15 protein-coding genes are annotated in these 21,004 nt (G+C 54.3%); 5 read left to right on the forward strand and 10 right to left on the reverse strand.

The genetic code is table 11. The features are described from left to right. Positions 1-92: 92 nt before the first annotated feature. The 4 genes from ompC to M2407_RS03620 form a co-directional block, all read right to left on the reverse strand. The gene (ompC, locus tag M2407_RS03605; RefSeq protein ID WP_044549566.1) at positions 93-1,217 is read right to left on the reverse strand and encodes a porin OmpC; all 1,125 of its coding nucleotides are present in this window, start codon (positions 1,215-1,217) and stop codon (positions 93-95) included. Positions 1,218-1,520: 303 nt separating this feature from the next. Continuing rightward, positions 1,521-2,921, reverse strand: coding sequence for an asparagine--tRNA ligase (gene asnS / locus M2407_RS03610; protein WP_020826151.1), 1,401 nt, complete (start codon positions 2,919-2,921; stop codon positions 1,521-1,523). Between the two features lie 226 nt (positions 2,922-3,147). Next, positions 3,148-4,353: a nicotinate phosphoribosyltransferase gene (pncB, locus tag M2407_RS03615; RefSeq protein ID WP_020826152.1), complete on the reverse strand. Its 1,206-nt coding sequence runs from the start codon at positions 4,351-4,353 to the stop codon at positions 3,148-3,150. A 255-nt stretch (positions 4,354-4,608) separates the two neighbouring features. Then, on the reverse strand, positions 4,609-6,309 hold the full coding sequence (locus M2407_RS03620) for a GGDEF domain-containing protein (protein WP_128864124.1): 1,701 nt from the start codon (positions 6,307-6,309) through the stop codon (positions 4,609-4,611). A 447-nt stretch (positions 6,310-6,756) separates the two neighbouring features. On the opposite strand from M2407_RS03620, the gene pepN reads away from it, so the two are divergent. Further along, positions 6,757-9,372, forward strand: a complete 2,616-nt coding sequence (gene pepN, locus M2407_RS03625) for an aminopeptidase N (protein ID WP_259216758.1) — start codon at positions 6,757-6,759, stop codon at positions 9,370-9,372. Between the two features lie 31 nt (positions 9,373-9,403). On the opposite strand, the gene ssuB is transcribed toward pepN, so the two are convergent. From ssuB to ssuE, 5 genes are read right to left on the reverse strand one after another with little or no spacing between them, the layout of a single operon-like run. Beyond that, entirely contained in the window at positions 9,404-10,180 is a 777-nt protein-coding gene (gene ssuB, locus M2407_RS03630; protein ID WP_020826155.1) for an aliphatic sulfonates ABC transporter ATP-binding protein, read from the reverse strand. Beyond that, on the reverse strand, positions 10,177-10,971 hold the full coding sequence (gene ssuC / locus M2407_RS03635; protein WP_020826156.1) for an aliphatic sulfonate ABC transporter permease SsuC: 795 nt from the start codon (positions 10,969-10,971) through the stop codon (positions 10,177-10,179). Before ssuC ends, ssuB begins: the two co-directional genes overlap by 4 nt. 11 nt (positions 10,972-10,982) lie before the next feature. Next, positions 10,983-12,131, reverse strand: a complete 1,149-nt coding sequence (gene ssuD, locus M2407_RS03640) for an FMNH2-dependent alkanesulfonate monooxygenase (RefSeq protein WP_020826157.1) — start codon at positions 12,129-12,131, stop codon at positions 10,983-10,985. Between the two features lie 16 nt (positions 12,132-12,147). Beyond that, a complete protein-coding gene (locus tag M2407_RS03645; protein WP_020826158.1) occupies positions 12,148-13,113 on the reverse strand; it encodes a sulfonate ABC transporter substrate-binding protein in 966 nt (321 codons plus the stop codon). 26 nt (positions 13,114-13,139) lie between these two features. Continuing rightward, the gene (gene ssuE / locus M2407_RS03650; protein ID WP_128864126.1) at positions 13,140-13,718 is read right to left on the reverse strand and encodes an NADPH-dependent FMN reductase; all 579 of its coding nucleotides are present in this window, start codon (positions 13,716-13,718) and stop codon (positions 13,140-13,142) included. Positions 13,719-13,977: 259 nt separating this feature from the next. Here ssuE and pyrD point away from each other — a divergent pair, with 259 nt between their 5' ends. Then, positions 13,978-14,988, forward strand: coding sequence for a quinone-dependent dihydroorotate dehydrogenase (pyrD, locus tag M2407_RS03655; protein ID WP_020826160.1), 1,011 nt, complete (start codon positions 13,978-13,980; stop codon positions 14,986-14,988). A 175-nt stretch (positions 14,989-15,163) separates the two neighbouring features. Next, positions 15,164-15,712: a cell division protein ZapC gene (locus M2407_RS03660; RefSeq protein WP_020826161.1), complete on the forward strand. Its 549-nt coding sequence runs from the start codon at positions 15,164-15,166 to the stop codon at positions 15,710-15,712. A gap of 6 nt (positions 15,713-15,718) precedes the next feature. Here the strand turns inward: M2407_RS03660 and M2407_RS03665 are convergent, their stop codons facing one another. Next, entirely contained in the window at positions 15,719-16,822 is a 1,104-nt protein-coding gene (locus tag M2407_RS03665) for a YcbX family protein (protein ID WP_198639825.1), read from the reverse strand. Positions 16,823-16,925: 103 nt separating this feature from the next. Between M2407_RS03665 and rlmKL the strand changes: the two genes are divergently transcribed. Next, positions 16,926-19,046 (forward strand): bifunctional 23S rRNA (guanine(2069)-N(7))-methyltransferase RlmK/23S rRNA (guanine(2445)-N(2))-methyltransferase RlmL, encoded by a 2,121-nt coding sequence (gene rlmKL / locus M2407_RS03670; RefSeq protein WP_104410963.1) that lies wholly within the window; start codon positions 16,926-16,928, stop codon positions 19,044-19,046. A gap of 5 nt (positions 19,047-19,051) precedes the next feature. After that, complete coding sequence (locus M2407_RS03675) at positions 19,052-20,956, forward strand: ABC transporter ATP-binding protein (protein ID WP_046373980.1); 1,905 nt, start codon at positions 19,052-19,054, stop codon at positions 20,954-20,956. Positions 20,957-21,004: the final 48 nt, after the last annotated feature.

The raw sequence follows: 21,004 nt of genomic DNA on the forward strand, positions 1-21,004 counted from the left end.
ATAAAAATTTACGCGTAGCGCAAAAACAAAAACAGGGCCGAAGCCCTGTTTTTTAACTTAGCCGACGGTGAACCGCCGTCTAGTGAGACAACTTAGAACTGGTAAACCAGACCAACACCTACGATATCATCGGTAGCGGTGCCAGTGGCTTTAGTGAACTCGTTGTCGTCCAGCAGGTTGATTTTGTAATCAACGTAGGTAGACATGTTTTTGTTGAAGTAGTAAGTGGTACCAACAGAAACATATTTAACCAGATCCTGGTCAGAACCCACGCCTGGGACGTTCAGGTTTTTACCTTTAGACTGCAGGTAAGACACTTCTGGACGCAGACCGAAGTCGAACTGGTACTGTGCAGTCACTTCGAAGTTCTGAGTTTTGCTGGCGAAGCCGCCGCAATCGGTAGAAGCATTACAGGTTGAGCTGAAGTTGCCGCCGCCGAATGGAGTCATGTTACGAGTTTCTGCGTACATAGCTGCCAGGTAAACGTTGTTAGCGTCGTATTTCGCGCCAACGGTCCATGCATCAGCTTTGTCGCCACGTTCGTTAGAACGCAGTTTTTGATCATCGGTACGGTTGGAAGAAGCGTATGCTGCACCTACGCTGATGCCTTCGCCGATGTCATAAGTAGAAGACAGGCCCCAGCCGTCGCCGTTTTGTTTCTTAACGTCACGGCCGTCGTTCTGGTTTTTACCTTGGTACTGAACAGCGAAGTTCAGACCGTCAACCAGACCGAAGAAGTTGTTGTTACGGTAAGTCGCAACGCCGTTGGTACGGCCAGTCATGAAGTTGTCGGTGTAGGTATAAGTATCGCCACCGAACTCTGGCAGCATATCTGTCCAGCCTTCTACGTCGTACAGTACGCCGTAGTTACGGCCGTAATCGAATGAACCGTAGTCAGCAAATTTCAGACCAGCGAAGCCCAGACGAGTCTTGGTGCCTTCGGTGCCTTGAGATTCAGAGTGGTTAGCCTGAACGTTGTATTCCCACTGGCCGTAACCGGTCAGTTGGTCAGTAATCTGGGTTTCACCTTTGAAGCCGAAACGAACATAGGTCTGATCGCCATCATTGCCTTTGTCGTCTGAGAAGTAGTGCAGACCGTCAACTTTACCGTACAGATCCAGTTTGTTGCCGTCTTTGTTGTAGATTTCAGCAGCGTTAGCTGCACCAGCGGCTAACAGAGCTGGGATTACCACTGCAAGAATATTGCGCTTCATCATTATATTACCCTCATTGGTGTTATTCGGACACCTTTGCCACTGCCGCCAATAATTCTTTTGGAACTATTGTTGATAGATTGGTGTCGTCCTGTGTCTGCACGCAGTGTTCCATTCACGGGCAGGTTAATCTAGAACGAAAATGCTACCAATGTCCTAATGAGGTTTCAAAAAGAAAGTATTTGTAACTAAATGTAATATTCACGGAACTTTGTGACGCTCGTCAATATTAAAAAATGCGAAAGGCCAGCTAAGCTGGCCTTGGTTTTGTAACTAAATTAATTAGAAAATGTATTATCTGATTAATTAAAAGGTTGCATTACGTGGTGTGCGAGGGAACGGAATTACGTCGCGCACGTTTTGCACACCGGTGACATAGGCGATTAAACGCTCAAAACCTAAACCGAAGCCGGCGTGTGGCACGGTGCCGTAACGACGCAGGTCACGATACCACCAATAATCTTCTTTATTCAGGCCCATGGCATCCAGACGCTGATCCAGCACGTCCAGACGTTCTTCACGCTGAGCACCGCCGATGATCTCGCCGATGCCCGGAGCCAACACGTCCATCGCCGCAACGGTTTTGCCGTCGTCGTTCATACGCATATAGAAAGCTTTGATGTCTTTCGGGTAGTTTTTCACCACCACCGGCGCTTTGAAGTGTTTCTCGGCCAGATAACGCTCATGCTCGGAAGACAGATCGATACCCCAGGAAACCGGGTTCTCGAAAGTCTGGCCAGAGGCGATCAGAATTTCCACCGCTTCGGTGTAATCAACCTGAGCGAAGTCGGAAGAAACAAAACGCTTCAGGCGGTCAATCGCATCTTTGTCTACGCGTTCTGCGAAGAACTGCATGTCATCCATACGCTCGTTCAAGACGGCCTGGAACACATACTTCAGCATTTTCTCTGCCAGTTCCGCGATATCCTCGAGGTCAGCAAAGGCGACTTCCGGTTCGATCATCCAAAACTCGGCCAGGTGACGGCTGGTGTTGGAGTTTTCGGCGCGGAAAGTCGGGCCGAAGGTGTAAATTTTCGACAACGCACAGGCATAGGTTTCGCCGTTCAACTGGCCGGAAACGGTCAGGAACGCTTCTTTACCGAAAAAGTCCTGGCTGAAATCGACAGCGCCTTTATCGGTGCGCGGCAGGTTTTCCAGATCCAGCGTGGAAACGCGGAACATTTCGCCGGCGCCTTCGGTATCGGAAGCGGTGATCAGCGGGGTGGAAACCCAGAAGAAACCATTCTCGTGATAGAAGCGGTGAATAGCCTGCGCCAGGGTATGGCGAACACGGGCAACGGCACCGATCAGGTTGGTACGTGGGCGCAGGTGCGCCACTTCGCGCAGGTATTCGATACTGTGGCGTTTGGCCGCCATCGGGTACGTGTCCGGATCGTCAACCCAACCGACTACTTTAATCTCAGTCGCTTGCAGTTCGAAACTCTGACCTTCGCCTGGAGAGGCGACCACTTTGCCGGTCACTTCAATCGAGCAGCCGGTGGTCAGATGCAGCACTTCATCCTGATAATTCGGCAGAGAATTATTAACGACGGCCTGTAACGGATCAAAGCAGGAACCGTCATAGACGGCCAGGAAGGAGATACCAGCTTTAGAATCTCTCCGGGTACGCACCCAACCGCGCACGGTGACTTCACTGTCAACCGCAGCACGGCCTTGCAGTACGTCGACTACAGGCACTACGCTCATAGATTTCTCTCTTAATAATTTGGTTTAGAAATAGCTTACAACCCAAGAATATGGGGATGTTGCTATGTTACTTGCCGCGGTGCAGAGCACAAGCAGAAATCGCCGGATTGGTGCAACATTTCTTGGCTCTGGGCGAAAAGGGAGCACGGCGAAGTCTCTTATAAAGAAGAAAAAAGCCGGCGTGAGGCCTTCAGCCGGCTTTTTGGCGTTGGCAGGGCGGTGTGGCTTAGCTGGCTTTCTTCACCAGCGGTAAATCGAAGGCCTTGCGTAACGCTTTCACAAAGGCCTGATCCTGGCAGATGGTCTTGCCCGGGCTGTCGGACAGTTTAGCCACCGGCTTGCCTTTGCATTCGACCAGCTTGATCACGATGTTCAGCGGTTTAACCCCCGGGATATCGCAGGTCAGACGCGTACCTATGCCGAACACCAGATTGACGCGTTGGTAGAAACGGCGATACAGCGCCATCGCCTTATCCAGATCCAGATTGTCGGAGAACACCAGCGTTTTGCTCATCGGGTCGATGCCCAGCTTCTGATAATGCGCAATGGCTTTCTCGCCCCATTCGAACGGATCTCCCGAATCATGGCGCAGGCCCTGATAACGCTGGGCGAACTGCGGACCGAAATCACGCAGGAAGGCGTCCATGGTGATGCAGTCGGTCAGCGCGATGCCGAGCTGGTCCGGATATTCATCCAGCCAGGCTTGCAAAGCTGCACGTTGACTGTTGGCCAACACCGGGCTGATTTGCTGGTGCGCCTGGAACCATTCATGAGCCTGAGTACCCACGGGCGCCAGAGCAAGCTGGTGGGCCAGATCGTAGTTGCTGGTGCCGACCAGATAAGGAAATTCGTCTTTCAAGGTGCTGACAATCGCCTGCTGCACACTCTGCGAGAAACGACGGCGGGTGCCGAAGTCCATCAGTTTGAAGCGAGAAATGTCCACGTCAGCGCTCATGGCTTTAAAATGCTCGAGTTTGCTGCGCAGATGAGCGACGGCCATCTCAGGCGTGACTTCAGGGGAGCGGTGACGGTGCACCACCTCACTGATCACTGCCAGCAGTGGGACTTCCCACATGATCACTTCACGCCAGGGACCGGCAATGCGGATGTGCAATTTGCCCGCATGATCTTCGATCTGAACCTGTTGCGGATCGTAACGAAACTCGCGCAGCCAGTTCAGGTAATCCTCGCGGAAGAAAGGCAGCCCGGAAAGATAGTTGAACTCAGCGTCTGTTAGCGCCAATTGGCTCATCAGTGCGATCTGGGCACGGATCTCGTCGGCATATTCGCCAAGCAGCTCGTCACCGCGGCAGCGGAATTCCGCCGCCACGCTGATAGCAGGATAGCGATGGAACACTGCTTGCTGCATATGAAGCTTATAAGCATCAGTATCAAGCAGTGATGTCAAAATCGGGGAGGCGTATTGAGTCATATCGCGTTACTGCATCCTCGTCAGGCGCGTGTCCAAATCCGGATAATCATAAAAAAGTGGGGGGAGTATACCCGGATTATCCTGTTATTGAAGCTGCATCACACCACAATTCATCGGAGCCGGTCGAGGATTAAACGTGCCTTTATCTCTGCTTGCCATCAGGATACCGACAGAAAAGTCAGATAAGTCTGTAAGGTGAATGACTTAGCCTAATTAGTCATAAAAATTATAATGTTAATTATTTTAAACAACAATTCAGATAAAACCGTTCTGGGTATGAATGCCTATCCGGTCTTTGCCGTTTTTCTTGCAAAAATAGAGCGCTTCATCCGCCTGTTTGATTGCTGCCGGCAACAAGCGGATATCGCGAACCTGGGCAATGCCGCAACTGGTGGTGAAGCGGACGTTTTGCCCATCGGTTAGTGTCAGGCTGAACTGGTGCGTACGCTCGCGTAGCTTGGACATCACTTCCTGCGCATTTTCCAGCGTACAGTTACCGAGGATCACGGCAAATTCTTCACCACCGTAGCGACAGAAAATGTCGCTGGAGCGGAAGGTGCTTTGCAGCAGCTTGCCAAATGCCACCAGCACCAGGTCGCCTACGTGATGGCCGTAGGTGTCATTGAGGCTTTTGAAATTATCAATGTCGATCAGACAAAAAGCGAGTGGGTAGCTGCCGGCAGCCAGCGATTCGCACTCCAGGAAGAATTTGCGCCGGTTATAGATATTGGTGAGAGGATCGAGATAGGAGGAGGCTTCCAGCTCTTTAATCAGCAGGTGTTTCTCATTTTCCAGCGTTACCTTTTCCAACTGGTACTGTTTAAGCTGTTTGATAGCGTCGCTGATGGCTATCAACTCCTGGCCGTAGAACACTTCGTTGCGAGCGATATTCATATCGCCGTGGGACAAGCGCAAAATATTATTATGCGTTTTCGTCAGCCAGCGGCTGATATTTGAACAGTAAACCAGCGTAGGCAGGAAGATAAATAGCGCAATCAGACCCGCCAGCGAAATCATGCCGTCAATGGCGGTTTGGCTGTCATAAATCTTGCTCTGCGAGGCGGCGGTCTCCATTTCGAAACTGCGCTGATAGAGCCGTTGTGACAGCTCACTCAGGTTTTTAACATAGGGATAAATAGCGTCTGTAGGGTAGGCGGTATGCGTGTTTACGGCGGTATATAATCCCTCGGTAATGATCTTGATCTGCTGAGCTGACAGCTGCCCCAGGATCTCATTCACCAGTGCAGTAGTTTTCACGTCGTTATAGGTAAGTTTCATAAAAATCAGCCGAGTGCTCAACGCATTCAATACGCCGGTGAGCTGAATTGCTTTCAGATAAGCGTCTTTGCGCGCCAGTCGATTAGTATTGACGTCAATAATCTGATCGATGAGTTCGGTCACCGACATGTTCAGCCGGTTATTTAATCGCACTGCCTCAAGAAACATAAATGAATCGCCATCGACCATGCGGTTATCGTAGCTATAGCGGTAGTAACTTTTACTGGCCTGGGAAATATAGTAAGCGCTATTGATATTGAACAGATTGGCATTGGCTTCGGTCACCTGCGAAAGCTGCAGGTTGTCATTATTGAGCAATTGTTCCATCAGACTGAGCATGGAAAGCGCGGCAATTTTTTGCCTGATGCCGAGCCGTTGCGAGATTTCGCTGTCGATGTGCGGTCGAAAGTGGGCGATTTTCTCCCGCGCTACGCGATCGGCGTCTTGCCACTGATGTGGAGTGATACGTGGGTCGATCAGGCTTAAACGTTTAAGGCGATGTGCCAATAGTGTGGCCTGAAAAGCCTCTGAAATCTCTTTGGCTCGGGTAATTTTGTATAGATTGAGTTGGTTGTCGCGATACTCGGTGTCAGCTTCCGACAACTCATCGGAAATAAACAGGGCAAATGAGGACATCAGGGCAAAGGTAAAAAAATAGATCAGATATTTTACTTTCATATGCACTACGCGTCCTTGAGCCCGATCCGCTAATTATATCACTGAGTCTCCCGGCCTGTCTTGGCTATACCCAATAAGGGAAGATTGCCTGCAAAGTGCCGTTTAGCAGGGAAGGCTACCCCGTGAGATAGGGTAAGTTCGCACTTTTGACGCCGATGTTCTCATCTGGAAAACGCGCAGCCTCGCAGGGTATCTTTAGCATTTAATGCTGATTTTGATGCCGCATCAGGTGAAGGAACCTGATGGCGTGGGCAATTCTTCGACAGGATTACGATCCACCTCCGATTTCTCCGCTCCTGTGGCCTGGTCTCTCTGGGTTTTTTTTGTAGCTGTGATACAGTTTATTTACAATCAGGCTCATCGAAATTTCTGCTCTTTTCCGACGGCGAAATAGGCGAATGATGAAAGCCTGGCACCTGTAACTCACTGAGACGTCAAAGGGTTTTTATGACACAACAGCCACAGGCGAAGTATCGCCACGATTATCGCGCGCCAGATTACACCATCACTGATATTGACCTGAATTTTGAGTTGGATGCAGAGAGCACTCGCGTCACTGCCGTCAGCAAAATCAAACGCCAGGGCGCTGCCGATGCGGCGCTGATGCTGAACGGTGAAGACCTGACGCTGGTGAGTATTGAGATCGACGGTCAGCCGTGGACAGCCTATCAGTTGCAGGATAACAAACTGGTTATCGAGCAATTGCCAGCACAATTTACCATGACTATTGTCAATGATATCCACCCGGCCAAAAACACCGCGCTGGAAGGACTGTATCTGTCCGGCGAAGCGCTGTGTACCCAATGTGAAGCTGAAGGCTTCCGCCACATTACTTATTATCTCGACCGCCCGGACGTGCTGGCGCGGTTTACCACTCGCATCGTGGCCGACAAGGCGCGTTACCCGTTTCTGTTGTCAAACGGCAACCGCGTGGGGCAGGGCGAACTGGAAGATGGGCGTCACTGGGTGCAATGGCAAGATCCTTTCCCAAAACCCTGTTATCTGTTTGCGCTGGTGGCGGGTGATTTCGACGTGCTGCGCGACAGCTTTACCACCCGTTCCGGTCGCGAAGTGGCGCTGGAGCTGTTCGTTGACCGCGGCAACCTGGATCGCGCCGATTGGGCAATGACCTCGCTGAAGAACTCGATGAAATGGGACGAAACCCGTTTTGGCCTGGAGTACGATCTCGACATTTATATGATCGTCGCGGTCGACTTCTTCAACATGGGCGCGATGGAGAACAAAGGGTTAAATATTTTTAACTCCAAATACGTGCTGGCGAAAGCCGAAACCGCCACCGACAAGGATTACCTGAATATCGAGGCGGTGATCGGCCACGAATATTTCCACAACTGGACCGGCAACCGCGTGACCTGTCGTGACTGGTTCCAGCTCAGCCTGAAGGAAGGGCTGACGGTATTCCGCGATCAGGAGTTCAGCTCCGATTTGGGCTCACGTCCGGTCAACCGTATCGATAACGTGCGCGTTATGCGCGGTGCGCAGTTCGCCGAAGATGCCAGCCCAATGGCGCATGCTATTCGTCCGGACAAAGTGATCGAAATGAACAACTTTTACACCCTGACGGTGTACGAGAAAGGTTCTGAAGTGATCCGCATGATGCATACGCTGCTGGGAGAAGAACAGTTCCAGAAGGGGATTCAGCTGTACTTCGAGCGTCATGACGGCAGTGCGGCGACCTGTGACGATTTCGTTCAGGCGATGGAAGATGCGTCCAACGTTGACCTGTCGCTGTTCCGCCGCTGGTACAGCCAGTCTGGTACGCCGTTACTGACGGTTCGTGATGAATACGACGCCGAGCACCACCAGTACCGTCTGCACGTCAGCCAGAAAACCGCGCCGACCGCCGATCAGCCGGAAAAACTGCCGCTGCACATCCCGCTGGATATTGAACTGTACGATGCACAAGGTAACGTGATTGCCCTGCAGAGAAACGGCTCGCCGATCAATAACGTGCTTAACGTCACCGAAGCGGAACAGACCTTCGTGTTTGATGGCGTGGCGCACAAGCCGGTACCGTCCCTGCTACGTGAGTTCTCTGCACCGGTTAAACTGGATTATCCGTACAGCGATCAGCAATTGACCTTCCTGATGCAGCATGCTCGCAATGAGTTTGCCCGTTGGGATGCGGCACAGAGCCTGCTGGCGACCTACATCAAACTGAACGTGGCCAAACATCAGCAACAACAGCCGTTGTCGCTGCCGCTGCACGTTGTTGATGCGTTCCGCGCCGTATTGTTGGACGAGAAGTTGGATCCGGCGTTGGCTGCACAGATCCTGACGTTGCCTTCAGAAAGTGAAATTGCCGAGCTGTTTGCCACTATCGATCCTGAAGCGATCGCCGTGGTGCACGAAGCGATCGTCCGCTGTCTGGCGAAGGAAATGGCCGATGAGTGGCTGGCGGTTTATCACGCTAACAAGACCGACGGCTACCGGGTTGAACATGCTGACATCGCGAAACGTGCGCTGCGCAACGTGTGCCTGGGTTACCTGGCCTTTGGCGATGAAGCGCTGGCCGACCGATTGGTGACGGAGCAGTATCGCCAGGCGGATAATATGACCGATTCGCTAGCGGCACTGGCCGCTGCGGTGGCGGCGCAATTGCCTTGCCGCGACGCGCTGCTGGCGGCCTTTGACGAACGCTGGCACCAGGATGGTCTGGTGATGGACAAGTGGTTTGTGCTGCAGGCGACCAGCCCGGCGGCGGACGTGCTGACCAAAGTGCGTGGGTTGCTGAAACACCGTTCATTCAGCCTGAGCAATCCAAACCGCACACGCTCATTGATTGGAGGCTTTGCTTCTGCCAACCCGGCGGCGTTCCATGCGGCGGACGGCAGTGGCTATCAGTTCCTGGTGGAAATCCTCAGCGATTTGAATCAGCGCAACCCGCAGATTGCTGCTCGCCTGATCGAACCTTTGATCCGCTTGAAACGCTACGATGCTTCACGTCAGGCATTAATGCGCAAAGCGCTTGAACAGTTGAAAGGACTGGAGAATTTGTCCGGCGACCTGTTCGAGAAAATCACCAAGGCGCTCGACGCGTAAGTCTAAGAAGGGACGGCATGCCGTCCCTTTTTTAATTTGCTGCGCGGCGTGTGGCCTGACTTAAGGGGGAGGGCGGAGACAATACTCTGTCCAGCACCTCGGCTTCCAGCTCTGCCAGTTTGACCGACCCTTTGCGCCGTGGGCGCGGCAGGTCGACGGTCAGATCCAAACCGATACGGCCTTCTTCAATCAAAATCACGCGATCCGCCAGCGCAATGGCTTCACTGACGTCATGCGTCACCAGCAATACGGTGAAACCGTGCTGTTGCCACAACCCTTCAATCAATCCCTGCATTTCAATCCGCGTCAAGGCGTCGAGCGCCCCCAAAGGTTCGTCCAACAGCAACAGGCGTGGACGGTGGATCAGCGCACGTGCCAGAGCCACTCGTTGTTTTTGTCCTCCGGACAAGGCCGCTGGCCACTCGTTGGCGCGGTCGGCCAGCCCGACGGCTTCCAGCGCTTGCAACGCATCGGCACGCCAGTTACCGCGCAGGCCAAGGCCCACATTGTCGATCACCTTTTTCCACGGTAGCAGGCGGGCGTCCTGAAACATTAAGCGGGTATCGTCTCTGGCGCTGGCAAGGGGCGCATTCCCGCTCAGCAAAGCGCCGCTGGTGGCTTTTTCCAGTCCTGCCATCAGACGCAGCAGCGTGCTTTTACCGCAGCCACTGCGGCCGACCACGGCGACAAACTGTCCCGCGCTGATGCGCAATTGAATATTGTCCAGCACGGTGCGGTTACCGTAGCGCTTGGCAATGGACTCCAGCGTGACCGGCGTCCCTTGGGGAATTCGAGCGGGAGTCGTCATAGCGCCTCTCCTTGTTTCAGTTGATAGGCCGGGTGCCAGCGCAACCAGACGCGTTCCAGCAACTGTGCGCTGACGTCCGCCAGCTTGCCGAGCAGGGCATAAAGCACAATCGCCACCACCACCACGTCGGTCTGCAAGAATTCACGTGCGTTCATCGCCAGATAACCGATACCCGAATTGGCGGAAATGGTTTCGGCCACGATCAGCGTCAGCCACATAAAGCCCAAGGCGAAACGCACGCCGACCATAATCGACGGCAGAGCGCCCGGCAAAACCACCTGGGCAAAGAGCTGGAAACCGCTCAGGCCGTAGCTGCGCGCCATTTCAAGCAGGCCGTGATCGATATTCTTGATACCGTGATAGGTATTCAAATAAATGGGGAACAGCGTGCCTAACGCCACCAGAAAAATCTTGGCGGATTCATCGATGCCGAACCACAGGATCACCAGCGGGATCAGCGCCAGATGCGGCACGTTGCGGATCATCTGCACGGAGCTGTCCAACAGGCGCTCGCCCCAACGCGACAGACCGGTGATAAAGCCCAGCACCAGCCCAATGCTGCCGCCGATGCTAAAACCGATCAGTGCGCGCCAACTGCTGATCGTCAGGTGTTGCCACAACTCGCCGCTTTTAGTTAGCGTCCAGAAGGCGGTGACGACCGCGCTAGGTGCCGGCAGAATACGGTTCGACAGCCACCCCGCCTCGACGGAGATTTGCCAGATAACCACCAGCGCTACCGGCAATGCCCAGGGGGCCAGCCGGTGCAATATGCGTTGTGTACCCTTAGCCATAAGGGGGCTCCTCAGCTTTGCGACGCTTTTTGCGGAATATAGATATTGGCCACCACTTCTCCCTGGGCCTTGACCGGTTTGCGCTGCGTGGGGATTTGGTTTTCCACCAGGTCAAGATGAGGGAACAGCAGTTCGCCGACGCGATAGGCCTCTTCCAGATGCGGGTAGCCGGACAGGATAAAGGTATCGATGCCCAGATCGGCATATTCCTGCATGCGCGCCGCCACCGTCGGTCCGTCGCCGACCAGGGCAGTACCGGCCCCGCCACGGACCAAACCCACCCCGGCCCACAGATTGGGGCTGATCTCCAGATTGTCTTTTTTGCCGCCGTGCAGCGCTGCCATGCGTCGTTGCCCTACAGAGTCAAAGCGGGCAAATGCCTTTTGTGCATCGGCGATGGTTTTTTCATCCAGATTGGCAATCAGTCGGTCTGCTGCACGCCAGGCTTCTTCGGTAGTTTCACGCACGATCACGTGCAGGCGAATGCCGAAGCGCACCTTGCGACCTTTGGCCGCTGCTTTGGCGCGGACCTCGGCAATTTTTTCTTTCACCTGCGCCGGGGGTTCTCCCCAGGTGAGGTACATTTCAACCTGTTCGGCGGCCAGATCCTGCGCAGCGGCAGAGGATCCGCCGAAATACAGCGGCGGACGTGGTTGTTGCACCGGCGGGTACAGCAGCTTTGCCCCCTTTACCTGAATATGCTTGCCATCGAAATCGACGGTTTCCCCTTCCAGCACCTTTCGCCAAACGTGGGTGAACTCTGCCGAAGCCTCGTAACGTTCTTCGTGATTCAGATGCAGCCCTTCCGCCGCCAGCTCCTCGGGATCGCCGCCGGTAACCAGGTTGAACAACGCTCGACCATTGGAAAGACGATCCAGCGTCGCCGCCTGGCGAGCCGCCAGGGTGGGCGAAATTATGCCGGGGCGCAAAGCCACCAGGAACTTCAGCCGCTGAGTGACCGGGATCAGCGATGCGGCCACGAGCCAGGAGTCTTCACAAGAACGGCCGGTGGGGATCAACACGCCGCCGAACCCCAGCCGATCGGCCGCTTGGGCAATTTGCTGCAAATAGCCGTAATCGACGCTGCGCGCGCCTTCGGTGCTGCCGAGATAGTGGCCGTCGCCATGGGTTGGTAAAAACCAGAATACGTTCAGGCTCATCGTCTATTCTCCAAAATTATTGTGCGCTAGGGCGCCAGATGCGTTGCGAGATATCGACCTTCACGGGCACCAGACGGTTGGCGTAAAACAGATCGGCGGTTTGCTGCTGGGCGGCAATGGTGCGTGCGTCCAGCGGTTTGATGGCGGTCGGTGGGCGGTGATCCAAATAAGACGAGATCACTTTTTCCGGCAGCCCCATGGCGTTCGCCAGCAGCGTGACGCTTTGCGCCCGGTCGCTTTGGGTCAGTGCATCCGCTTTGGTCAACTCATCGAGCACCTGCTGAATAAACGGCCCGTTAGCTTCGGTATAAGTGCGCACCGCCAGATAGAAGGAGCCGGTTTGATTCAAATCGGTGCCATCACCCAGCACCCGCACGCCGCCCTGCAACAAGGCTGCGGAATAGTACGGGTCCCAGATGGTCCAGGCATCGACGTTGCCCTGCTGGAATGCGGCGCGGGCATCTGCCGGCGTCAGGTATACCGGTTGGATATCGGTGAATTTCAGTCCGGCTTTTTGCAGCGAACGCAGCAGCAGGTTGTGGGAACTGGAGCCTTTCTGGAAGGCGACTTTGTGGCCTTTCAAATCAGCGACGGTTTTGATCGGGCTATTTTCCGGCACCAGGATCACTTCCGCCTTGGGTTTAGGTGGCTCTACGCCGACATACAGCAGATCCGCCCCGGCGGCCTGGGCAAAGATCGGCGGAATATCGCCGGTGCTGCCCAGATCGATACTGCCGACGTTCAACGCCTCAAGCATCTGCGGGCCTGCAGGGAATTCGATCCAACTGATTTTGGTAGTGGGGAAACGCTGTTCCAGCAGGCGGTGGGATTTTGCCAATACCAGACTGACCGATCCTTTTTGATAACCGATACGAAACTGCGCCGGATCCTGTGCGCTGGCGGAATTGATCCACGCCAGTGAGATGATGCCGGCCAAAGCGCCAGTGCCAAGCCAACGGCCAAGTGATGAAAGTCGCGTCATTCTCTTTCCTTATATAGAGCGTGCTGTCAGGCAGTTTGACGTGCAAACAGAGACGGGGAGAGTTTTACCTGGGGCGGTTTACGGCGACCGAGTGCCAGGTAGAAGCTTTCCAGAGCTTCTTCCAACCGCGATGCCAGCCCGTCGGACAGCGTGATATCTTCACCGCTCAACACCACCTGGCTGTCGTCGGCGAACACCCCGTGCAGCACTTCCTGAGCTTTCAATGCCGCCAACACCGGTTTGAGGGCATAGTCCACTGCCAACATATGACCAATAGAACCGCCGGTAGCCAGGGGTAACACCACCTTATGGTCAAGCGCTCGCTCAGGCAGCAGATCCAGCAGGGTTTTCAGCGCACCGGAAAACGAGGCCTTATACACCGGCGTAGAGACCAACAGGCCGTCGGCCAAAGCCAGTTGCTCGGTAAAGGCTTTTATCGCCGGGCTATTGAAATTGGCGTACAGCAAGTCTTCTGCGTCAAAGTCGTGCAGGGTGTAGGAGATCACTTCTACGCCTTGCTGCTGCAACCAATTCTTACTCAAGGAAAGCAGGGCCGCTGAACGTGATGGGATGCGAGGGCTGCCGGACAGTGATATAACGCGCATTACCACTCCTTATAACTAAAAGTTAGGTTTAATTAAAAAATCGTCGAGAAGTGTTTTAAACCTATCAGCAAAGGGGCGGGTTACTTAAATCTCATTTTTTGATTTTGATATGCGTAAATGCGGATTGGCGGGGCATTGGCTCCCCGTCAGGGGAAACGATTGCGTTAAAAACGCTTTTTTTGCTTTTAATCAATTCCAATTGGCCAAGGGATACCGGATAATACGCCCCCGGTTTGCAACCGGGAAATCAGGAGAGTACATGTACTACCCCCTCATCAGAAAAGCGTTGTTCCAGCTCGATCCCGAGCGTGCGCATGAATTGACTTTTCATCAGCTCCGCCGCGTCACCGGCACCCCGTTAGAATTTGTTATTCGCCAGTCTGTGCCGACCAAGCCAGTAAGCTGCATGGGGCTCTCTTTTAAAAATCCTTTGGGTTTGGCCGCCGGCCTGGATAAAGACGGCGAGTGCATCGACGCATTTGGTGCCATGGGCTTTGGCTTTGTCGAAGTTGGCACCGTGACGCCACGCCCGCAGTCGGGCAATGATAAACCGCGTCTGTTCCGCATCGTGGAAGCGGAAGGCCTGATCAACCGAATGGGCTTTAATAACCAGGGCGTGGATAATCTGGTTGAAAACGTTAAGAAATCCCATTTCGGCGGTATTCTGGGGATTAATATCGGTAAGAATAAAGATACCCCGGTCGAGCAAGGAAAAGACGATTATCTGATCTGTATGGATAAAGTTTATCCGTATGCCGGTTATATCGCGATTAACATTTCGTCACCCAATACGCCGGGGTTACGATCCTTACAGTACGGCGAAGCGTTAGACGATCTTTTGGCCGCCATTAAAAATAAGCAGCAGGAATTGCATGCGCGCCATCACAAATATGTGCCGGTGGCGGTAAAGATCGCACCGGATCTTTCAGAAGAAGAATTGATCCAAATAGCCGACAGTTTGGTGCGCCATAATATTGATGGTGTGATCGCGACCAATACCACGCTGGATCGTAAATTGATCCAGGGGCTGAATTATTGCGAGCAAATGGGGGGCCTGAGTGGTCGTCCGCTGCAGGCGAGCAGCACCGAAGTGATCCGTCGTTTGTCGCTAGAGCTGCAAGGGCGTTTACCGATTATCGGCGTTGGCGGAATTGATTCCCTGATGGCCGCACGGGAAAAAATGGCGGCCGGTGCTTCGCTGGTACAAATTTATTCCGGATTTATCTTCAAAGGTCCGCGCCTGATTAAAGATATCGTTAACTACATCTAATATTTTTCCTTTCATTTTCAGCCGGGGGTTTATTTCTTCCCCCGGCTCGTCTATATTTTGTCCACTAGCATAAATATCGTTCGCGGAATTATCCGATGTTTAAGCGACTTGAGTGGTGATAAAATCACCTTTTAGGGTAAATACGGCGTGGCATGGGCAGCGAGAAGGATAAGACATGAAGATAAAACCTGACGATAATTGGCGTTGGTATTTTGACGCCGAACACGATCGGCTAATGCTGGATTTAGCCAATGGGATGATCTTCCGCTCGCGTTTTCCTGCCAAAATGTTAACGCCGGATGCCTTTGATGAGTGTTCTTTCTGTGTGGATGACGCGGCGCTTTATTTTAATTATGAAGAGCAGTGCAAACAGATAAAGCTCAGCCATGAACAACGCGCCGAACTGGTATTAAATGCCCTGGTGGCCTATCGCTTCCTGAAACCGCTGATGCCGAAAAGCTGGCATTTCTCGCAGCAGCATTACCCGTTGCAGCCGAAAAATGGCGAATTAGCGGCGGTGAAGGTGATGGAGAGCGGCGTTGAAGCGCGTCTGCTGGTGGTGGAAGCCGGTGATAACGCCAGCCTATGCCTGCTGGCGCAAAACCAACTCTCCGTCGCTGGTCGCACTATGGTTCTGGGTGACGCCATCAAAGTGATGCACGATCGCCTTAAACCCTGCGCGCAAGATGAAACCTCCGCCCCGGCTTACGACAGGGCGGTATAACGGCGATTACGCCAGCGTCAAATCGCTTTTTGGAATACAGCTGCAGCAAAGGATGGTGCCATTGTTGGCTACCGCACTTTTCTTCAGCGGCGCCACTTCGCCACTGACCAAGGTGATGCGACAACTTCCGCAAATTCCCGCACGGCATGAATAAGGCACGCGGAGCCCTTGCTGTTCCAACTGCTCCAGTAAGATCTGCTGATTATTGCCGGTAAACACCGTTCCCGCGTATTCGATAGTGACGCTATGTTCACTGTCCTGCGGTGCCTGCACGCTCTCAACCACTTTTCCAGCGCCATACGGGCGTGGCGGCTTGGTGGATAACACTTCTACTCTATCGCCGACGCGGATAATACCGCTGCTGCGCGCCACCATATTCTGGCCAAAATCGATATCGCCGTTATCAGCCGTGCGGAATTTCTGCAGAGTGCTCAGTGGTTCGCCGCTTGGGTGCTTGCGCCCACGTTCGGTGCTGACGGTGGTCAACACGCAGCGGCTACAGGGTTTGACCAGATCAAACATCACGTCACCGACGCGGATCACCTGCCAACCATCCTCGGCCCAGGCATTCGCGCCGGTGACCACCAGATTGGGGCGGAACTGCTCAAGCTTGATGCTGCCGGGGCAACGCTGCTGCAAATCGTTGAATGAGGCTTCGTTGATCAGCAAATAAGGATAGCCGTCGGCGAAAGAAAGGGGGATTTCCGGGTGTTTTTTCACGCGGCGGGTCAGCTCGGGGCCAAGCCAACGCAGCTGCACTTCACGCTGGAAATAACCGCTCAGCCAGCTGTTAATCGCTGCCGGCGCAATCAGGGCGGTGAAATGATTGCCCCAAACTTCGGTCGGTTGCGCCTTAGGGGCGAAATCGCTGAAGCGGATGGCGGCGCTTTCTCCGTCCGGCGCGGTCAGGAATAGCCCATCGGGCAGCAGAGCCGGGGTGAACATCACCATTTGCGGATATTGGCGCGCGGTAATAAAGGTGCCATCCGGTTCGGTGATCATAAAGGTACGGTCGAAAGCCAATCCACTGCTGGAAGCCTGCGCGTGCGAAAGCTGCAAACCACGAAGCGATTTCACCGGATGAACGTAAATTTTCGAAAGCGTAATCACCCTTATCCCCGTGCGATTATTAAATAGAAGGGAGCAACTTTATGACAAGCGGTCTGGATTAGCTATAATGCGCAACAATTTTCTTTTTGGTGATAAGTACGATATGAACTCTCTGTTTGCCAGCACGGCGCGTGGACTGGAAGAACTGTTAAAAAGCGAACTGGAAGCGCTGGGCGCTCACGCCTGTAAAGTAGTGCAGGGTGGGGTACATTTTCAGGGTGACGATCGTCTTCTGTACCAAAGCTTGCTGTGGAGCCGTCTGGCCTCACGTATTTTGCTGCCGCTGAATGAATTCCGCGTGCACAGCGATCTGGATCTGTATCTGGGCGTGCAGGCGATCGACTGGACCAACATTTTCGGCGTGGATAAAACCTTCGCCGTGCATTTCAGCGGCGTGAACGAAGAGATCCGCAACAGCCAATATGGTGCGTTGAAGGTTAAGGACGCCATCGTCGACAGCTTTACTCGCAAACTCGACCAGCGTCCGACGGTTGCGAAGCAGCAGCCGGATATTCGCGTCAATGTGTTCCTGCAGCGCGATATGGCCAGCGTAGCGCTCGATCTGAGCGGTGAAGGCCTTCATCAACGCGGCTACCGTGATCTGACCGGCCAGGCACCGCTGAAAGAGAGCCTGGCGGCGGCGATTGTGCAACGCTCCGGCTGGCAACCGGGGACTCCGATGCTCGATCCTATGTGTGGCTCGGGGACGCTATTGATCGAGGCGGCGATGATAGCTTCCGATCGCGCTCCGGGTCTGCACCGTCAACATTGGGGCTTTACCGCCTGGAATGGCCATAACGTCGATCTGTGGCGCGAAGTGATCACCGAAGCACAGGTGCGTGCACGCCGTGGCTTGCAAGAAACCACCTCACGTTTCTTCGGTTCTGATATCGATCGTCGGGTGATTGAAATGGCGCGCGGCAATGCCCGTCGTGCAGGCGTTGCCGAACTGATAACCTTTAACGTCAACGACGTCGCTAAACTGACCAATCCACTGCCGGAAGGCCCGACGGGCACCGTAGTGTGCAACCCGCCGTACGGCGAGCGTCTGGAAAGTGAACCGGCGCTGATCGCCCTGCATAATATGCTGGGCCGTATCATGAAGAGCGCATTCGGCGGCTGGCAGTTGTCATTGTTCAGCGCATCGCCGGAACTGCTGAGCTGCCTGCAGCTGCGTGCCGAACGCCAGTTCAAGGCCAAAAATGGTCCGCTGGACTGCGTGCAGAAAAATTACCAACTGGCGGAGAACCCACAGGGCTCCGGCGGTATTCAGGTCGCGGAAGATTTTGCCAACCGCCTGCGCAAGAACCTGAAGAAGCTCGACAAGTGGGCCAAACAGCAGGGCATTGAATGTTATCGCCTGTATGATGCTGACCTGCCGGAATACAACGTGGCGGTAGACCGCTACGGCAGCAAGGTGGTGGTACAAGAGTACGCGCCGCCGAAAACCATCGATGCGCAGAAAGCGCGTCAACGTCTGTTCGATGTGATCAATGCCACGCTGGCGGTGCTGGAATTGCCGTCCAATCAGCTGATCCTGAAAACCCGTGAGCGCCAGAAAGGCAAAAACCAGTATGAAAAACTGGCACAGAAGGGCGAGTTCCTGCTGGTGGAAGAGTTTAACGCCAAGCTGTGGGTTAACCTGACTGACTATCTCGATACCGGCCTGTTCCTCGACCACCGCATTGCTCGCCGTATGCTGGGTGAGATGAGCAAGGGCAAAGACTTCCTCAACCTGTTCGCCTATACCGGCACCGCCAGCGTACACGCCGGGTTGGGTGGCGCGCGCAGTACCACCACGGTGGATATGTCGCGTACCTATCTCGAATGGGCAGAGAAAAACCTGCGCGTTAACGGCCTGACCGGCAAACAGCACAGATTGATCCATGCGGATTGCCTGTCATGGCTGCAAAATGCCGACGAACAATTCGATGTGATCTTTATCGATCCGCCGACCTTCTCCAACTCCAAGCGGATGGAGAACACTTTTGACGTTCAGCGTGATCACCTGGTGCTGATGCAAGATTTGAAACGGTTACTGCGTCGTAACGGGACCATCATGTTCTCGAACAACAAGCGCGGTTTCCAGATGGATATGGCCGGCCTGAGCGCCCTGGGTCTGGAGGCGAAAGAAATTACCGCCCAGACGCAGTCGCAGGACTTTGCCCGTAACCGTCAAATTCATAACTGCTGGCTGGTTACCCACGCCGGCGAAGGAAAATAATTACTATGTCGTTAATCAGCATGTCCGGTGCCTGGCTGTCCTTCAGCGATGCGCCGCTTTTAGATAACACCGAAATTCATATTGAAGACAACGAACGCGTTTGTCTGGTTGGGCGCAACGGCGCAGGTAAATCCACGCTGTTGAAGATCCTCGGTAAAGAAATTCCGCTGGACGATGGCCGGGTGATTTACGAGCAAGATCTGATCGTTGCGCGTCTGCAACAGGATCCCCCGCGCAATATCGGCGGGACAGTATTCGATTTCGTGGCCGAAGGCGTGGCCGAGCAGGCGGAACACCTGAAGGCCTATCACGCGATTTCGCACCTGGTGGAAACCGATCCGAGCGAAAAAAACCTGACGCGTATGGCGCAGATTATGGAAATCCTCGATCACCAGGGGCTTTGGCAGCTCGACAGCCGCATCAGCGAAGTGCTGTTGCAGCTGGGCCTGAACGGGGACGCGGAGCTTTCCTCGCTGTCCGGCGGTTGGCTGCGTAAAGCGGCGCTGGGGCGTGCGCTGGTCAGCTCTCCACGCGTATTGCTGCTGGACGAACCGACCAACCACCTGGACATTACCACCATCGACTGGCTGGAAGGCTTCCTGAAAGAGTTCCAGGGCAGCATCGTGTTCATTTCTCACGACCGTTCCTTTATCCGCAACATGGCGACGCGCATTGTCGATCTCGACCGTGGCAAGCTGGTGTCCTGGCCGGGCAATTATGATCTGTATCTGCTGAGCAAAGAAGAAGCGCTGCGGGTAGAAGAGCTGCAAAACGCCGAATTCGACCGCAAGCTGGCGCAGGAAGAAGTGTGGATCCGTCAGGGCATCAAGGCGCGTCGTACCCGTAACGAAGGCCGCGTACGTGCGCTGAAGGCATTACGTAACGAGCGTTCAGAACGTCGTGAAGTGATGGGCACCGCCAAAATGCAGGTTGAAGAAGCGGTACGCTCCGGCAAGATCGTGTTCGAGATGGAAGATGTCAACTATCAGGTCGGCGGCAAAGTGCTGGTGCGCAATTTCTCCGCTCAGGTGCAGCGCGGCGACAAGATTGCCCTGGTCGGTCCGAACGGCTGCGGCAAGACGACCTTGCTGAAGCTGATGCTTGGCCAGTTGAAGGCCGACAGCGGTCGCGTACATTGCGGCACCAAGCTTGAAGTGGCCTACTTCGACCAGCACCGCGCCGAACTGGATCCGGAACGTACGGTGATGGACAACCTGGCAGAAGGCAAGCAGGAAGTGATGGTCAATGGCCGTTCCCGTCACGTACTGGGCTATCTGCAGGACTTCCTGTTCCATCCGAAACGCGCCATGACGCCGGTGAAAGCATTGTCAGGCGGCGAGCGTAACCGTCTGTTGCTGGCCAAGCTGTTCCTGAAGCCAAGCAACTTATTGATTCTCGATGAACCAACCAACGATCTTGACGTCGAAACGCTGGAGCTGCTGGAAGAGTTGATCGATGGCTATCAGGGCACCGTGCTGCTGGTGAGCCACGATCGTCAATTCGTCGACAACTCCGTGACCGAGTGCTGGATCTTTGAAGGCAACGGCGAGATCAGCACCTTTGTCGGCGGTTATTACGATGCGCACCACCAGCGCGCAACGGCAAAACCTATTCGCCAGGTCGCGGCTGAACAGAATAAACCGGCGGCGGAGAAAAAGGCTGAACAGCCCAAGAAACCGGCGGCTAAACTGAGCTATAACTTGTTACGCGAACTGGAACAGTTGCCGCAACGCCTTGAACAGCTGGAAGCGGAAATTGAAGCACTGCAGGCGCAAATGAGCGATGCTGATTTCTTCACGCGCCCTCACAGCGAAACACAACAGGTGTTGACGGCGCTGGCCGCCGCCGAAGGAGCGTTGGAAGAAGCCTTCGCCCGTTGGGAAGAGTTGGAAGCGATGAAAAACGGCTAACCGTTGAGAATACCGTCCGCGCGCTGCTGCGGACGGTATTGCCGTACC

Source organism: Serratia sp. BIGb0234, from assembly GCF_024809915.1.
GTDB classification, from domain to species: domain Bacteria; phylum Pseudomonadota; class Gammaproteobacteria; order Enterobacterales; family Enterobacteriaceae; genus Serratia; species Serratia liquefaciens.